Genomic DNA, 15,776 nt, shown 5'->3' with positions numbered 1-15,776 from the left:
AACACCGGCTCATAACACACCCCAGGGCGGGATTGAACCCACCGGGCAGGCAGAGACACAAAAAAGGCGGAGACCGAAGCCTCCGCCTTAATCATCACTGGTTTGCGTGGATTACACACAACCCGTGGGCTTGGGCAAGCCAGCCATCTTACAGGCTCCCTTGCCGGGTCCGGACGGGAACAGCTCGTAGATCTGCTTCAGCTTAAAGCCGGTGACCTTGGAAAGAATACGGACCATCGGGGCGATGCCGTTCTTCTTGTAGTAATCCTGCAGGAACTCAATGACCTTCTGGTGGTCATCGGTGATTTCGGCGATTCCTTCCTGTTCTTTGACGTACTCGACCCAGTCCGGGTTCCAGCCGTCGAAGCTCTGCAGGAAACCGTCCTCGTCAACTTCAAAGGATTTGCCGTTGAATTCAACAGTAGCCATGGATTTTCCTCCTGGTTCGTTGCAAGCCTTTCGGCGCTAACACTGCGCCCGGCCGCACCGGGCCGCTCCTTATCCTATAAGCGGCGATCCACCGCTTTTTCGACAAACTTTTTCGGTTTGAATAAATGTCCATGCCCGAGTTGTCAATACTCTCAAGCCGCGGCTCCGACTACTCGCCCTCCAGCAACTCTTCAAGATGCGGCATGGCCCAGTCCAAGGAAGGGTCCATGTGCAGGGCAGTACTCAAATAATCCGTAGCGGCCTCATGGTTGCCGAGAAACTTTTCGCATAAACCAAGATTGGCCAAATCCGGAGCCGAACCACTGTCCAGTTCCAAAGCGGCCTTGAAATCCAGGGCTGCCTCTTCATACCGCTTTGCCTTGAACCGCGCCACCCCACGCAGGTTAAACACTTCTTTGAAACCGGGATCCAGGGCTGCGGAACGGGAGAGCGGCTCTTCCACCTCGTCCCATCGTTCCAGACGGCTCAAGGCATAGGCCCGATAAAATGCGGCCAGCGCCTGTTCCTCCGGTGCGGGCTGCAACGGCTCCGCCGTGGCAAAACAGCGCGCCGCCTCAGCGGGATCCTCCAGACGCAACGCAAGCAATCCCTTAAAAAACGGGACAAAATGAGCGTCAGGATATACTTCAGCCAACATCTCCAGCCCCACCACGGCCTGGGCTTCCGGCGCTTCCTCAGCCAGGGAGCGGCCCACGAACAATCCCAAGCTGGCATGGGCGGTACGCTCCCGAAAAGCGAATCCAGGCACAACATTGTAATTCGCCGCAGCTTCCATGCCCGGCGGCGTGGTCGCCACGCTGTACAATGCATACCCCTGGGCATTCAGCTTGCGGGCCAATGTCAACAATTCTTCATAAATGTCATCGTGTTCCACATCGGGCAGTTCCCGCAGGGAAACCACCGGGCCACGGCGCAACCAGTCGAACTGGTCCAGCGATGTGAACTTGGGCAGCCCCGAGGCCTCATAAATCCGGCCGGTGGAAAAATCTCCCGCGAGTTGAGCCACCTCAGTAAGAGCGCGAACAGCGGCTTTCACCGGAGAAGAAGACGTTCCCGCCGTGAATACGATCTCACTCATGCCGGGGAATGTGGACGGATCCCAGGCCACCGCCGCCACCGTGGGAACGGGCATACCCAGGCTGAAATCCTTGAGTAGCACGCGAACACCGTTACGTTCGAACGCGTCCACCAGTTCCCGCAATACCGTATCCTCGGAATCCGACGGATCAATGGTGGGCAGTTCGGGCCGCTCACGATCAACAAGCGCACAGACATGGCGCTCCACCAGTTCACAGGCTCCTTGCAGGATGGATTCCTCAGGGCTGTTCCCGGCAGAGGCACCGTTGAATTCGTTCAATTTTTTGAACCAATCCAGAGGAACCACCACGTCCCGGCCCGTTGCCACATCCAATGCCGGACAAAACCGCCACTCCACCAGATCCAGCACGGTACGAGCCTGTTCGGGCGCCAGGGTCTCATCCACGGATTGCAGCATCTGCTCCAAAGGCAACAGCTGTTCCGGCCATTGTTCCTCGGCTTCGCTCCAGGTCAATTGGGTGAAGGCCTCACTCTCCCAGAAATGAAAAAAGCTATAGCGTTCCACCAGTTCCATCAAAGCCGAAGCCCGGGCCTGGTCCGGTGTGGCACCTTTGCCCATCTGCTTTCGGGTGGGCATGACGGCCCGTGCGTCAGGTCCACACTCGCTCACATACACGGGGATGCCGAGTCGTCCCGTGTCCACACGGTCGATTTTCGCCAACACGCCGGGGAATAATTTTTCCAGACACGCCTGCACCCTGGCTACTGTATCCGCAGGAGACACAACCTTGTCCTGATCCAGGGCGTAGGATTTTGGACAGCTGCCGAGTCGCAACATCAAGACTTCCTCCGCATCCGATAGAGGCAGGCCGTGCGCTGTTCGCCGGAGTCCTTGTCCGAAAACGGTACGTCCTGACGCATGATGGCGTAATCGGTACAAACGGCCTTAAAAAAAGGAATCCCCTCGCGCTGACTGTCCACGCTGAGCACGATCTCGGCATCGGGACGCGGGGCAAGATGCGCACCGAGAAATGCTCCAAGCGGTTCGAACATGCTTTGCCGGAACAAGACCTCTCCGCCAAGAATTCCGTCAAAAGTACCTTCCAGACGGTCACGGGTGAAGTCGGCGGCGACGACATCCACATTCTGTTCCAGACCGTTCCGCAGAGCGTTGATACGGCAAAACAGCAACGCATCCGGCTCCAGGTCCGTCAGCGTCACATGGACCCCGCGCCGGGCCAGAATCAGTCCGGCCAGTCCTACGCCCGCACCGATTTCCAGGTACCGGCCGTGCTCCACCAGGGGACACCGCTCAAGGTACATGGACAAAACCACGCTGCCGGGCCAGATCTTCGCCCACAACGGTAACTGGACATCACCGGAATTGCCCGCCCGGGCAACGATTTTATCGATATATGCGGTCATGTCCCGGATCTGGAGAATCTCCAACGGACCGCCGCTTAACCCCACTTCCTGAAACTCCACCTCACCAAAGCGCGAACGCGCCGTATGCAGCAATTCGTCCAGGGAAGCCCGGGGATCAAAAGGTGCTTTCGCCAAAGTCACTCCTCATCAGGATGCGGGTTCACTATAGGATTCCATGCGCTCCAGCCGCCACATGGACGACGGGTCGCGGGGGTCGCGGCCAAAACGCCAGACCTGCCGGACCTCCTCCGGCTCAGGCGACTCATTGCCGCGCCGCACCAACGCATCGAACAATACAACAGCCTCTTCACTCTCCCCGCTCTCGGAATGCTCCAACAGCTCGGCCTCCACAAGCACCAACTCCGTGGTTGTGGGGACCGCACCGGAACGGGCGCGGGCGCGCAAGCCTTCCACCACCGCCTCGGCGGCGAACGGAGCTGCGGCATCCGCATCCAGCGCGTCGAATGCCTCGGTCAACCGGGCATAGGCCAGTTTGGCACCGCGCAAAAACTCACTTTCATCAAACCCACCGTCAGCCGATGCCGACGCCGCCCGGGAAGATGCAGCCGCCTCCCGGGGCTTACGGGACTCCCCGCCTTCCATCCATTCCCATTGCGCTCGTGCGCGGCGGTATGCTTCCCGGAGATGTTCGGGATCGTCCTCCTGGGAAAACCGACTGTCGCCCTTCCCACTGCTGGACGACGGGAAATCTGAATCCTGATCGTCGCGACGGCGATGAACCCCTCGAAAAAACAACCAGGCCAGCGGGATAATCAAAATAATGGGGATAAACTGCAAGCCGAATCCCCTGGGTTCCCTGCTCGGTTGCCGGGGGGCAGCCGCCTGTGAATCACCGGGCTGCGGCGCGGTGGTCTGTGAGACGGTCTCGTTTGCCTGTCCCCACTGCCATGCCTGGGCGGGAACGCTCGCGGTCAACCAACAAACAGCCAGGACCGCACAAAGAATATACAACAGCTTCGGCTTCATGATCCACTCCCATGGTTCCGGTGTGTGGGGAATCGAACCGGGAAGATACGGAAACCCGGGCGACCTGTCCAGACACCGGCCCCCTTCCTCCTTGCCATGGCGCGCCATGGGCAGTATGTGTGGGCAGCACAACGTAAGGAGCCGCCATGGATTCGACGATTCTGCATTTTATTTCGCAAAGCGCCGTCCCCACAGGCTGGGAATTCTGGCCCTTCACCAGCGGTACGGGAGAAAGCTGGCTTCCGCTTTTGGCCCGACTTGCCTTTTTGGTGGCCATTTTCGCAGTCATCGCCGGTTTTCTGCGCATCCTGCACGGTCCCAAAGGCCTGCTTCGCGATAAGGAACTGGACGCCGAGGCCGAAGAACTGCGGCGTAAGGAACTGGATGAACTGAAACGAGAATATGAGCGGGGAGACTGGAGCGAACGGCAATATCTCCGCCACAAACGCCGCATTGAACGATCATGACCATTTCTCTTCAACAACTGGATGAGCGCTTCCAAAACTACGTTGCTGGATATCTTACCGGCGACCCCGACAACGACTACCACATCGACCTCAAAATCCGGCACAGCCTGCGCGTGCGGGATCTGGCCGCACGCATCGTGCGCGACGAGAAGCTTGATGCCGCCACGACACGACTCTCGCTCATAGCGGCTCTGCTGCACGATACGGGTCGGTTCGACCAATACCGCACCTACGCGACCTTCCACGATCCCTCGTCAAAAAATCACGCCCGGCTCGGCATTACCTCCCTGCTGCATTCAGACCTCATGAGTGGATTCTCCACCTTTGAACGCCGCACCGTGCTTGGCGCCGTGTTCCTGCACAACGTCCGCGATCTGCGCCCCGACCTGCCCGAACCGCTGAACACCGTTGTTCGCGTGGTCCGCGACAGCGACAAACTGGACATCATTCCTGTGGTCCTAGAACATCTCTCTGCCGGAGCCGATGCCAGCTCCAAGGTGACCCTGGACACCAAGGATGCCCCCGCACGGTACACACGTTCCATTTATAATAAGGTACTGGCCGGCGAGACGGCGAACTATCGGGACATGCGCTGGCACAACGATTTCCGTCTGCTCTTGCTCGGCTGGGTCGCGGGTCTGAACCATGCCGCAGCCCGCACCATCTACCGGGAACGAGGCTATGCCGAGACCCTTTTCGCGGCCATGCCCGACGACGCCCCCATGCGGCAACTCCGCAGAAAGATAGCGCTTCGACTCGACAGCCCCTCCGACCACACCTCGCTCTCGCAACCCCGTACCAAGCAAACAACTGTTTCCGGCTGAAGCAACACTTCGAACGGTCCGCGCCGCACACGACCCGTCCCAGCTTCGGAAACAACTGCCCCGCCGATTGCTTTGTCATACCGCGTTCCCCTTCCCTGGGGGAGCATGTCTCCTGACGCAGTTCGCATGCAGGAATGGAGCGGCACGGACAAAACGATGCAAGCCGCTGCTCCCTCCTGAGCCGCTATTATGTGAAAATTCTGTCATGCTGACAAATTGCGGCTTGCCTCTTGCCTTTTTTCGCCACGCCTTTAGTATGGGGATTGCCCTCTTCACCGTAGAACATTGAGGAGCTTTCATGAATCGAATCTACGATGTCGTCATCCTCGGCTCCGGTCCCGGCGGCATTCAGGCCGCCATCCACGCGTCCCGCAAAAAAGCGGACGTGCTCATGCTCGGAAGAATGCACAAAAGCAGCCTGTTTTGGGCGCATGTGGAAAACTTCTGCTGCCAGCTCAAAATCACGGGCGAAGAAATGCTCGAAACCGGCAAGATGCAGGCAGAGAACTTCGGCACTGAGATCATTGAAGAAGACGTGCTCTCCATCCTGCCACAAGGCAAACATTTCCAATTGACCATCGAAAGCGGCCGCACCTTTACGGCACGCTCCCTGGTGCTGGCCACAGGCACCAGTCGCAATCGACTGGGCGTCCCCGGTGAAAAAGAACTTCTGGGGAAAGGCGTAAGCTATTGCGTGGAATGCGACGGCGGCTTTTTCCGCAACGAACCGGTGGCAGTGGTGGGCGGCCAGAGTGCCGCCGTGGGCGGATCCGTAACCCTTTCCCATACCGCATCAAAGGTTTGGCTTATCAACGACCGCTTCGACGTGGCTCCGGAACTACTCGCCCAGGCTCGGGAACAAGGCGTCACCATCCTTGAAAATGCCGAAGTCGCAGCCATCGAAGGGGAAAACGCGGTCACCGGTCTACAACTCAAGGACGGCACACGCCTGGATGTTGCCGGGGTGTTCATCGAACTCGGGGCCAAAGGTGTCCTGGAGCTGGCCGCCACTCTTGGGCTGGAACTGGACGAGACCATGAAATACGTGCAGACCGACAAAAAGCAGCGTACCAACATTCCCGGCGTGTACGCCGCTGGCGACATCTGCGGTCCCCCTTTGCAGATCGCCAAGGCCGTGGGCGAAGGATGCGTCGCGGGAATCGAAGCCGCGTCCTATTCCAAGCGGCTCAAGACGGCACAAACCGATGCTGACAAGGAAACCGATTAAATCGGGAATCCCTTGCCGGAACCGCCGGAATTGGCCATGGCGCTGCCACAAAGTCTATTTCAGCGGTTTCCGGTTCCTTTTTCCGTCAAACGAAACACTGTTTTTTACACAACGGCGCAAACAGCCCGTTTCAAACGACGGCAACGGTGGTTTTCGCGGGTATGGACGAAGTCCGGTAAACATGGTTATACTTCCCGCCCAACAATAATTTTAGGTACGCCATCTTGCAAAAACGCCACATTCCCATCACGGTAGTCGTCTGCCTGCTGCTTGCCGTGGCCTTGGCTGGATATCTTCTCCCGGCCACAGCCCAAAAGCTGCCCGTGCGCATTCTGTTTCACAACAACGGCGGCCGGGTGATTTTCTCCCACCTTCGCCATCATCGGAACTACGAAATAGCCTGCGTGCAATGTCACCACGAAACCAAAACGGAACATGACAGACAGCAAGCTGCGAAAGCCGAACCTGTCCCCTGCGGTTCCTGTCATCCCGCATCCTTTGACCAGGACTACATCGCCGAGCACGTCAATTCCTTCCCGGACAAAAGCTACTGCGTGAAATGTCACCACGCGGAATTCGGCGAGCTGGCCTTCGACCACGAAGCACACAAAGAGTATGCCTTTGACGACTGTCAGGCCTGCCACCACGGGCCGGATATCGAGGACGAACCAGGCCACTGCAACCAATGCCATGACCTCGCCGGGGATGAATATATGCCCAGCCTCCGGGACGCGGCCCACAAACGCTGCGCCACCTGTCACGACGATATGTTCGACAAAGGCATCAAAGGGTGCTCGCCCTGCCACCGCATGAAGGATATGACCAATTATTCCGGCTCTTACACCCCGTGTCAGCAATGCCACCGCACTCCGAATCCGGACCGTGAGCTGGTACTCACGCGCACCAATGCCTTCCATGACCAATGCATGAACTGCCACCGGGATCTGCAAAAAGGCCCCTACGGCGAAAACGACTGCGACAAGTGTCACATCAGGTAACCGTCCATGGGCAAAAACGATTTCATATTGCATACTGATCCGGGCAGCCCGTTGCAGGACGCCCCGCAGGCACAAGAAGTCCACATTCCGTTGCGTGGAGGCCTCCCCCTGGTGACTCCCGGGGAGGAACTTCCCCGCTTCGGCGCTGTCGGCCGACCGGCCCACCCCCTCGGTCCCTGGACGCATACTCCGGTTGCCGGCGAGGTGACAGGGGTGCAAGACGGGTTTGTCTCTGTGCGAAGCGGTCCTGTGGCCGTCGAGCCGGTGGCGGCCAGGGATCTGAGCGCCCTGAACGGCTCCGCACTGAAAAACGCCCTCAGCGAATGCGGCATGGATGTGGACGCCCTGCGACCCGCCCGACGATTGGTCGTCAACGCCACCCCACCGGAACCGAATATCTTCATCACCGGACGGCTGCTTCGCGACTTTCGAGATACGCTTTCGAAAGGGCTTCGCCTGGCCCGCACGCTGATCACGCCGACCCAGGTGACCGTGGTCGGCCCGGACGTGGATGCATCGGCTTTCGGCAACTGTGACGTTGTCCGGATGCCGCCCCGACATCCCAACGGCATGAAAACCATGATCCTCCAGGCCATCGGCGAAAAAAACGTCTCTAAAAAAATCACCGTGATCAACATCTTCACGCTTATGGCGCTGGGACGGATCATGGAAACCGGCCTGCCGCGAACAGAAGTTTTCCTCACCGTCCAAGGCCGGAACCTGCGCGCCATGGTTGGAACGCCCGTTCACGACCTGCTGGAAGCCACCGGCTCCCTGCCCGATGCAGGAGATCGGGTGTCGCGCGGCGGTCCCCTGTGCGGCCAGGCACTATTCGACCTGAATACCGGTCTCCATCTCCAGGATTACGGTGTGACCGTCATCCCGCAAAGCACCTACCCGCCGGTGCGGGACGCGGCTTGCCTTAACTGCGGCCAATGCGCCCGCCACTGCCCGGCACGGTTGTTTCCGGGAGAACTCAGCATGTGTGCCGAGGCCGGTCTTTGGGAACGTGCCCGTTTCGGCCATGTCGCAGCCTGCTTCGAATGCGGCATTTGCGGATATGTTTGCCCGGCGCGCCGCCCCCTGCTGCAATACCTGCAACTGGCCAAATCCGAATTGGCCCGGCTCGATGCCTCGGCCCAAGCAGAACAACCCCCTAACACGGCCCCATCCCAAGACACGGAGGAAGCCTGATCATGCGTCCGCCCTCTCCTTTGCTGACCGTGTCCTGCCCGCCCCACATCCATTGCGGACGAACCACCCGCGGCATCATGCTGGAAACGTTGCTGGCGCTCCTGCCGGCAGTGGTGATGGCCGTGGTCAACTACGGCCTGCCCGCTTTGCGTGTCATGGCCTTGTGCGCCGCGGCCGCCGTTGTCGTGGAGGCTCTTTGCGCACGCATTATGGAACGGGAAAACGAAACGGACGATCTGCACGCTCTGCTCACGGGGCTGCTGCTGGCCTTTCTGCTGCCCGCCTCCGCCCCCTGGTGGCTGGTGTTGGCCGGAGCCGCCGCAAGTATTGTCCTGGGCAAGGCCGTATTCGGCGGCATCGGGGCCAGCCCCCTTGCCGCGCCCTGCGTGGGCTGGGCCATCCTGTCCATCTCCTGGCCGGAACTCATGAACACGGAGTTGACCCTGCTGGACTCCAATTTCCTGGCTCCTCTCCATGAACTCAAGCATTTCGGCTATCTGGCCGTAGAAGACGTTCCCTTGATGGACTTACTTCTTGGCCACGAAATCGGCGGACTCGGGGCCGTGCAGACCTTGCCGGTGCTGGCGGGCGGTCTCTGGCTCCTGGCACGGAACCGCATCAAGCCGCTCATCCCCCTGGGATTCGTCCTCGGCGTTACCCTCACCGCGTTGTGTTTCCAGCTCATCAACCCCGAAGAGTACGCGGGACCGGTGTTCCACCTCCTGGCGGGCAGTACGCTGTTCGCGGCCTTTTTCCTGACTACGGACAACGGCTCTTCCCCTGTTTTTCCCATCGGCACGCTTCTTTTCGGCCTTCTAGCGGGTTGCTTGCTGATCATCATCCGCGTCTGGGGCGTTCACCCGGACGGCGCAGCCTTTGCGATCCTGCTGGCCAACCTTGCGGCTCCCCTGCTGGACCGCATCCGGCCCAAGCCGCTCATCGTGCATGAGGGGGCGTACTGATGCGCGAAATGCTTAAAATGATTGTCGTGCTCTCGCTGATCTGCGGCCTGGCCGGACTCTCCCTGGCCAGCCTGAAAAAATTCACGGCCCCGCACATTGTGGAGCAGGAACTCACTTTCGTCCAAGGTCCGGCCATTGCCGCCGTGTTTCCGACATTCAACAACGACCCCGTGAAGGAACGCCACGTATTCACAATTCCGGATACGGACCAGGAGATCACGGTCTTCCCTGCCAAGAAAGACGACAAGCTGCTGGGTGTGGCCTTTGAAACCAAAAGCCGGGGCTACGGCGGCCAGATCGGCGTCATGGTAGGATTTACATTTGATCCCGGCACGGTCCAGGGCATCGGCGTAACCACCATGAAGGAAACACCGGGGATTGGTGCCCGTGTAGCCAAACACGGATTCACCGGCCAATTCCGCGGGCATGAGCTGACCAACCTGGAACTGCGCTCCCAGGGCGGTGACATCGACGCTGTTTCCGGTGCCACCATATCGTCCACGGCCTCTGTCATGGCTGTGAAAAAAGCCCTGTCCATTTACACGGCCCTGAAGGACGACTTTCGGCGCGTCTTTGCTGAAGCCGCGCAGCAATAGCGCGGGTCCGGCATGATGGAGAAATCATGATCAGAATGTGGAAGGAATTTTCCAAAGGATTGTGGAAAGAACTGCCGCCTTTCCGCCTGGTGCTCGGACTCTGCCCCGTGCTGGCCGTGACCAAGACGGCAGACGGCGGATTCGGCATGGGCATGGCCGTTGTATTCGTGCTCACCCTTTCCAACCTGCTCGTTTCCCTGGTGCGCAAAATTGTGCCCCCCAAGGTACGCATCGCCTGCTATATCGTTATCGCGGCCTCGCTGGTGGTGGCCGTGGAGCTGCTCATGCAGGCCTTTGCCTACACCCTGTACCAAAAACTGGGGATCTTTGTTTCCCTCATCGTGGTAAACTGCATCATCCTCGGAAGAGCCGAAGCATTTGCTTCCAAGAATCCGCCGCACCTTTCCGTGGCGGACGGTCTGGGCATGGGGCTGGGTTTTACGCTCTCCCTGACCTTTTTGGGAGCGATCCGCGAAATCTCAGGCTACGGCACCCTGTTCGGCGCAGAGCTTTTCGGTCCCTCGTTCAAACCCTTCAGTTTCATGATTGAGGCACCTGGCGCGTTCGTCTGCCTGGGCATGGTTCTGGGAGCCATGAACTATTTCACCAACCTGCAACGCCGTCGCCGGGGACTTGCGCCCCGGGCCAACCCCACTCACGAGTGCGGGTCATGCGGCTTGTGCAAGGGAACGGAGCGCTAAGCCATGCAGGAATATCTGCTTCTGGTCCTGGCGGCCATATTCGTCAATAATATTGTCCTGGCCCAATACCTGGGCAACTGTCCCTTTATCGGCACGTCAAAAAGTTTAAGCGTGGCCGGGGGCATGGGCGCGGCCGTAGTCTTTGTGGCAACCCTTTCCACAGCCATCACCTGGCTGGTGCAGGAGTATCTGCTGCTTCCCGCGGGCCTTGGCTACCTGCAAACCATCGCCTTCATTCTGGTCATCGCCTCGCTGGTGCAATTCGTGGAGATGTTCCTGAAAAAGATGCTGCCCCCGCTCTACCGTTCACTGGGTATTTTTCTGCCGCTCATCACCACCAACTGCGCCGTGCTCGGCATCGCTCTCATTGTGCAACGCAAGGAATACGACTTTTTCAAAGCCGTGGTCTTCGCCTTTGCCTCGGGTGTCGGGTTTGCGTTGGCCCTGGTGATCCTTTCCGGCATACGGGAACGGCTGGATTTGGTGCGGGTACCGCGATCCTTGAAGGGTACCCCCATCGCCTTGATTCTGGCCGGACTTATGTCCCTGGCGTTCTTCGCCTTTAAGGGCATGATTTCCTAGCCCGGCTCACAAGCGGCCTGCTGTAGCAGGCGACACGGTCACAAACTCGATCCGTATGTTCAGCTTTCGTCTTCGCAAGGAGCGTTCATGATTTTCACATCCTTCCTGGCCCTGATGGGCATCGGATTCACCGCCGCCGTTATTCTGGGCGTGGCTTCCCGTCTGCTGTATGTGGATGAAGACCCTCGCCTGGCCCAAGTGGAGGACGCCCTGGCCGGAGCCAACTGCGGTGGCTGCGGCTACCCAGGATGCGCCGGAGCCGCCGCTGCCGTGGTGGCCGGCAAGGAGGGGGCCGACGTCTGCATCGTAGGCGGCGAGGAAGTCGCCCGCAACGTGGCCTCGATTATGGGACTCAAGGTGGTCACTCTGGAACCGCGTCTGGCGCATGTGGACTGTACCGGCGGAATCCGCGCCGAGGAAAACTATCACTATGAGGGAGCATCCGACTGCCGCGCCCAACACCTGCTTCACGGCGGTTCCAAGATGTGTCCCGAAGGTTGTCTGGGCTTGGGGAGCTGTGTTCGCGCCTGCCCGTTTGACGCCATTTTCATGGGCGAAAACGGATATCCAGTCGTCAATCCAGATGCCTGCCGCGCCTGCGGCAAATGCGAAGAGGTTTGCCCCCGGGGAGTCATGTCCGTTTACGGCGTCACCGACTCGCTTCTGCATCTCAACCAGACATCGGACTGCCTGGCTCCCTGCCGCCAGCGCTGCCCGGGTGAAATCAATATTCCCAAATACATCAACTGCGTAAAAAACGGCGACTATGCCAGCGCAGTGCAGACGATCAAGGAACGCAACCCCCTGCTGCTGGTTTGCGGACGCGTCTGCCCCCGCCCCTGCGAAACCGTTTGCCGACGGGGCCATGTGGACGAACCCGTGGGCATTAACATGCTCAAACGGTTTGTAGCGGATTGGGAGATGAATTCCGGCACCCGGTTACCCGTGCATTGCGCGCCCTCCACGGGTCAGCGCGTGGCCGTCATCGGCGGCGGTCCGGCTGGTTTGTCCTGCGCCTACTTTCTGCGCCGCTTCGGCCACAACCCCACCATTTTCGAGTCCATGCCCAAACTGGGCGGCCAGCTCCGCTACGGCATCCCGGAATACCGGCTCCCAAAGGATGTGCTCGATTGGGAAATCCAGGGCATCCTTGATCTCGGGGTCAAAGTGCGCACCGAAAAACGCTTCGGCCGGGATATTACCCTGGAATCTCTTGGTGAACGAAATTACGACGCTGTATTCCTGGGGATCGGAGCCTGGGCCAACGCCACGTTGCGCATCCCCGGCGAGGACGCCCCCGGCGTCATGAGCGGCACGGAAATGCTCACCAAAGTCGGCTTGAACGTACGCACCGGCATCGGCAAACGGGTCATCGTCATCGGCGGCGGCAATACCGCCATTGACTCGGCCCGAACAAGCGTACGCCTCGGTGCGGACGTAACACTGATGTATCGGCGATCCAGGGAGGAAATGCCCGCCAACCCGGAAGAAATCGAAGGAGCGGAACAGGAAGGCGTGAACTTCCAGTTCCTGGCCCAACCCGTGGAGGTGGTGCTTGATGATTCCGGCCATGCCTGCGGCGTGAAATATGTGCAGATGCGTCTCGGCGAAGCAGACGCGTCAGGCCGCCGCCGTCCGGAACCGGTTCCCGGCTCGGAGACCGTATTGGAAGCGGATTCCGTACTCGCGGCCATCGGCCAGAAACCGGCCCTGGACTGCCTGTATGAAGAGGACCAGGAATGCCCCCTGGAAGCCACACGCTGGCGGACGCTGGCGGCTGATCCCGACACTCTCCAGACCGCCATCCCCTATGTCTTCACAGGCGGCGATATGTTCACCGGTCCCAGCCTCGTCATTTCCGCCATTGGCGCGGGGCGGCGTGCCGCACGGGCCATTCATCACTACCTCGCGTCCGGCAAGGTCACCGTTCCCGACAACGTGCTGCATGGACTCATGGATTACACGCTGTTCAAAGACGTGACGGACGTTGAATTGAAGGAACGCACGGCCATGCCCCATGTCTGCGATCTGGACGACCGCACGCAGTGCTTTGACGAGGTGGAAGGCACCATCAGTGAATCCGAGGCGCTTTACGAAGCCAACCGCTGCCTGCGCTGCGGCTTGACCTGCTACGACCGCGACATGCCCGCTCCGCTTCTTGGTGCATCAAGTGATGCAGCGACGGGAAAAACCGTGGAAGTGAAATAAAAAAATTCCGGCCCGAGGCAAAAAAGTACTTGCCAATCCACCGGCCTTTTGGTTAAACACTTCTCCTCACGAGGGCGATTAACTCAGTGGTTAGAGTGCCATCTTCACACGGTGGAAGTCCCAGGTTCAAATCCCGGATCGCCCACCACTGCAATGAACAGACCGGCAAGTCAGCGATGATTTGCCGGTCTTTTGCATGCTCTCAACCATACAAAACGCTCCACGCAATTCTACGCCAAAATTGTCGGCTCCCGTAAGGTCAGTTCTGGCTGCCAACCAAACCACACCGCTGGATAAGCGCCGTAGCCCAAATGTATATCAGCCCCACAACGAAAAATCTCAGGTTGAAGAATACCGAGCATGGGATTCTCTGCTAGGCGGTCCAATGCGGTCTTGATGTCGCGCGGGGAGGCGTCTGCCTGATCCTCGTCCCACTGTTCCGTCGTGTATTTCCAGATGTCGAGTAACTGCACCTTGGCTGCCGGAGTGATGCGGACATCAGCCATTTCGGCGTTGCCTTGCCTCGGCGATGATGTCTTCCATGATGTCTTCGAAGAACTCGCCGCGTTCTGCCTGCTCGGCTCCAAGGCGTAGTTCCCGCCTGAGCGCGTCGATCTTCATCTGCCGGACCAGCTCCTCGTGCGTCTCCATGAACCGCAATGCCTCCCGAACAACCTCACTCCCGTTGTTGTAGAGCCACTTTCATTTTGGAGCGATCGCTTTCGTGCAGAGTCCTGTTTGGCGTCAGGAATCAGCGTGTTTTCGTAGGTTCGGAAGAGGGTCTGGGCTATCCCACCAGGGTGTGCCGCCGCTCATGTATGCCATGAAGATGCTCATTATCCATATTCCTTTAGGGGAGTTGTTCGGCGCGGTTTCTGCGATTTTTTCGAGGCGCGTCCTCATTCGTAAAATTCCTCCCTTGGTCGTATCGGATTCCTCGGGATTGTTGTTGAACCAGTCAAGGGTGTCGATGAGGAGATAAATTTCGGGATACAACCAGCCGAACGCGGATTCATCGGCGCTGTTCACGCGGTCGAACATCTCCTGAAATGCGGCCCGCGCTCTCTTTCCGATGCTCTCGTCCGACAGCTTGTCGATTTCATTGAAGATAGCCTGTCGTTTCATCTCCCATTTTTCTTTCTCGGGAGAGTGCCGGTGCGTATACAAGACCGTGAGCAGGATCATGTATCCATCGCATTCCCGGTAGATGTCCGACGGTATGTCCTTCACGGTTCTCTCTCATGTGATTTTGGCCGTTTCGCTGATTGAAACACTCTGTTCGGCGCCGCTGGCTGCGGCTGAACCCTTTTTCATGAAAAGGGCAGCTTGCAGACGATATCCATATAGGCGCTATTTTGACCCTTTGCAAATCATCTGGTCATGTAGACCAAGGGGGACTCATGTGGGATCTAGGACTCATGTGGATTTCGGCACGGTCCTGGCCGGGGGCGGAACTCTGGCTTGAAATGAGAGAGCCGGACGTCCTCTCCAGCCCGTTATTTTCGTACAACCAATAACTATCCGTCCCCCTGCACGGGAGACCCCGTCTCGCGATGAATTCCCCCCGGCCATTTCTCCAGGGACAAGCAGGCAGCACACAGGCTATTTGAACACGGTCCCACTTCTGAGCACATGCGCTATATACGCAACCCCGCCCAAACCATAAAGCCAATAGTTCCACATTTCATCCAACGGCGGGTCAAACCCCAGCAGTTCCCCGGGGAGCACCACCACGACCGCATAGCCCATGGCAGTCAACACACTTCCGGCAAGAAAAATAAAAACCAACATAACAACGACTTCGAAGAGGGATTTGTCCTCCATACAAACCTCCTTGGTTGATTACATCCTTTGCCAAAAAGTCCCGGGCAATCCTCGGGCAATCAACGAGGACCACCACAAACACAAAGAGGCTGCCAGCGGTGAAACTGACAGCCTGCATACTTTGAAATATGGCGGAGAGGGGGGGATTTGAACCCCCGATAGAGTGTTAGCCCTATACTCGCTTAGCAGGCGAGCGCCTTCAGCCTTGCTCGGCCACCTCTCCATATGGTTTGCACACCGCTGTGTTACGGTGACCAGGGGGAGGCTTTACCCTCTCCCGTATCTCCTGTCA

At 58.8% G+C, this 15,776-nt stretch carries 18 protein-coding genes and 2 tRNA genes; 11 read left to right on the top strand and 9 right to left on the bottom strand.

The window, feature by feature from the left end; all coding sequences use genetic code 11:
- Positions 1–111: 111 nt before the first annotated feature.
- From B5D49_RS09975 to B5D49_RS09960, 4 genes are all read right to left on the bottom strand, one after another.
- Positions 112–429 (bottom strand): TusE/DsrC/DsvC family sulfur relay protein, encoded by a 318-nt coding sequence (locus tag B5D49_RS09975; RefSeq protein WP_078717552.1) that lies wholly within the window; start codon positions 427–429, stop codon positions 112–114.
- Between the two features lie 169 nt (positions 430–598).
- Entirely contained in the window at positions 599–2,326 is a 1,728-nt protein-coding gene (locus tag B5D49_RS09970) for a YcaO-like family protein (RefSeq protein WP_078717551.1), read from the bottom strand.
- Positions 2,326–3,048, bottom strand: coding sequence for a class I SAM-dependent methyltransferase (locus B5D49_RS09965; RefSeq protein ID WP_078717550.1), 723 nt, complete (start codon positions 3,046–3,048; stop codon positions 2,326–2,328). Before B5D49_RS09965 ends, B5D49_RS09970 begins: the two co-directional genes overlap by 1 nt.
- A 12-nt stretch (positions 3,049–3,060) precedes the next feature.
- Positions 3,061–3,900 (bottom strand): TIM44-like domain-containing protein, encoded by an 840-nt coding sequence (locus B5D49_RS09960; protein ID WP_159447198.1) that lies wholly within the window; start codon positions 3,898–3,900, stop codon positions 3,061–3,063.
- Between the two features lie 146 nt (positions 3,901–4,046).
- Here B5D49_RS09960 and B5D49_RS09955 point away from each other — a divergent pair, with 146 nt between their 5' ends.
- From B5D49_RS09955 to B5D49_RS09905, 11 genes are all read left to right on the top strand, one after another.
- On the top strand, positions 4,047–4,367 hold the full coding sequence (locus B5D49_RS09955) for a hypothetical protein (RefSeq protein WP_078717548.1): 321 nt from the start codon (positions 4,047–4,049) through the stop codon (positions 4,365–4,367).
- Complete coding sequence (locus B5D49_RS09950; RefSeq protein WP_078717547.1) at positions 4,364–5,191, top strand: HD domain-containing protein; 828 nt, start codon at positions 4,364–4,366, stop codon at positions 5,189–5,191. Before B5D49_RS09955 ends, B5D49_RS09950 begins: the two co-directional genes overlap by 4 nt.
- A 298-nt stretch (positions 5,192–5,489) precedes the next feature.
- Positions 5,490–6,419, top strand: coding sequence for an NAD(P)/FAD-dependent oxidoreductase (locus B5D49_RS09945; RefSeq protein WP_078717546.1), 930 nt, complete (start codon positions 5,490–5,492; stop codon positions 6,417–6,419).
- Positions 6,420–6,643: 224 nt separating this feature from the next.
- Entirely contained in the window at positions 6,644–7,417 is a 774-nt protein-coding gene (locus B5D49_RS09940; RefSeq protein WP_078717545.1) for a cytochrome c3 family protein, read from the top strand.
- Positions 7,418–7,423: 6 nt separating this feature from the next.
- Positions 7,424–8,611 (top strand): hypothetical protein, encoded by a 1,188-nt coding sequence (locus B5D49_RS09935; protein WP_078717544.1) that lies wholly within the window; start codon positions 7,424–7,426, stop codon positions 8,609–8,611.
- Positions 8,612–8,613: 2 nt separating this feature from the next.
- A complete protein-coding gene (locus B5D49_RS09930) occupies positions 8,614–9,573 on the top strand; it encodes an RnfABCDGE type electron transport complex subunit D (protein WP_078717543.1) in 960 nt (319 codons plus the stop codon).
- The gene (gene rnfG, locus B5D49_RS09925; protein WP_078717542.1) at positions 9,573–10,169 is read left to right on the top strand and encodes an RnfABCDGE type electron transport complex subunit G; all 597 of its coding nucleotides are present in this window, start codon (positions 9,573–9,575) and stop codon (positions 10,167–10,169) included. The genes B5D49_RS09930 and rnfG overlap by 1 nt, the downstream gene beginning before the upstream one ends.
- Positions 10,170–10,195: 26 nt before the next feature.
- On the top strand, positions 10,196–10,870 hold the full coding sequence (gene rsxE, locus B5D49_RS09920) for an electron transport complex subunit RsxE (RefSeq protein WP_078717541.1): 675 nt from the start codon (positions 10,196–10,198) through the stop codon (positions 10,868–10,870).
- A gap of 3 nt (positions 10,871–10,873) precedes the next feature.
- The gene (locus B5D49_RS09915) at positions 10,874–11,452 is read left to right on the top strand and encodes an electron transport complex protein RnfA (protein ID WP_078717540.1); all 579 of its coding nucleotides are present in this window, start codon (positions 10,874–10,876) and stop codon (positions 11,450–11,452) included.
- Positions 11,453–11,539: 87 nt separating this feature from the next.
- Positions 11,540–13,660, top strand: coding sequence for an FAD-dependent oxidoreductase (locus B5D49_RS09910; protein WP_078717539.1), 2,121 nt, complete (start codon positions 11,540–11,542; stop codon positions 13,658–13,660).
- A 72-nt stretch (positions 13,661–13,732) separates the two neighbouring features.
- Positions 13,733–13,808 (top strand) — tRNA-Val (locus tag B5D49_RS09905).
- 82 nt (positions 13,809–13,890) lie between these two features.
- On the opposite strand, the gene B5D49_RS09900 is transcribed toward B5D49_RS09905, so the two are convergent.
- The 5 genes from B5D49_RS09900 to B5D49_RS09880 form a co-directional block, all read right to left on the bottom strand.
- Positions 13,891–14,166 (bottom strand): type II toxin-antitoxin system RelE/ParE family toxin, encoded by a 276-nt coding sequence (locus B5D49_RS09900; RefSeq protein WP_078717538.1) that lies wholly within the window; start codon positions 14,164–14,166, stop codon positions 13,891–13,893.
- Complete coding sequence (locus B5D49_RS09895; RefSeq protein ID WP_144019408.1) at positions 14,159–14,311, bottom strand: hypothetical protein; 153 nt, start codon at positions 14,309–14,311, stop codon at positions 14,159–14,161. The genes B5D49_RS09900 and B5D49_RS09895 overlap by 8 nt, the downstream gene beginning before the upstream one ends.
- Positions 14,312–14,404: 93 nt before the next feature.
- Positions 14,405–14,845 (bottom strand): hypothetical protein, encoded by a 441-nt coding sequence (locus B5D49_RS09890; RefSeq protein WP_078717537.1) that lies wholly within the window; start codon positions 14,843–14,845, stop codon positions 14,405–14,407.
- Positions 14,846–15,262: 417 nt separating this feature from the next.
- Entirely contained in the window at positions 15,263–15,484 is a 222-nt protein-coding gene (locus B5D49_RS09885; RefSeq protein ID WP_078717536.1) for a hypothetical protein, read from the bottom strand.
- 129 nt (positions 15,485–15,613) lie between these two features.
- Positions 15,614–15,707: transfer RNA gene (locus B5D49_RS09880), tRNA-Ser, on the bottom strand.
- Positions 15,708–15,776: the final 69 nt, after the last annotated feature.

This window comes from Paucidesulfovibrio gracilis DSM 16080, assembly GCF_900167125.1.
Taxonomy (GTDB): domain Bacteria; phylum Desulfobacterota; class Desulfovibrionia; order Desulfovibrionales; family Desulfovibrionaceae; genus Paucidesulfovibrio; species Paucidesulfovibrio gracilis.
Note: the sequence above shows the minus strand (reverse complement) of the source record. Positions and strands in the feature narration are given on the sequence as shown.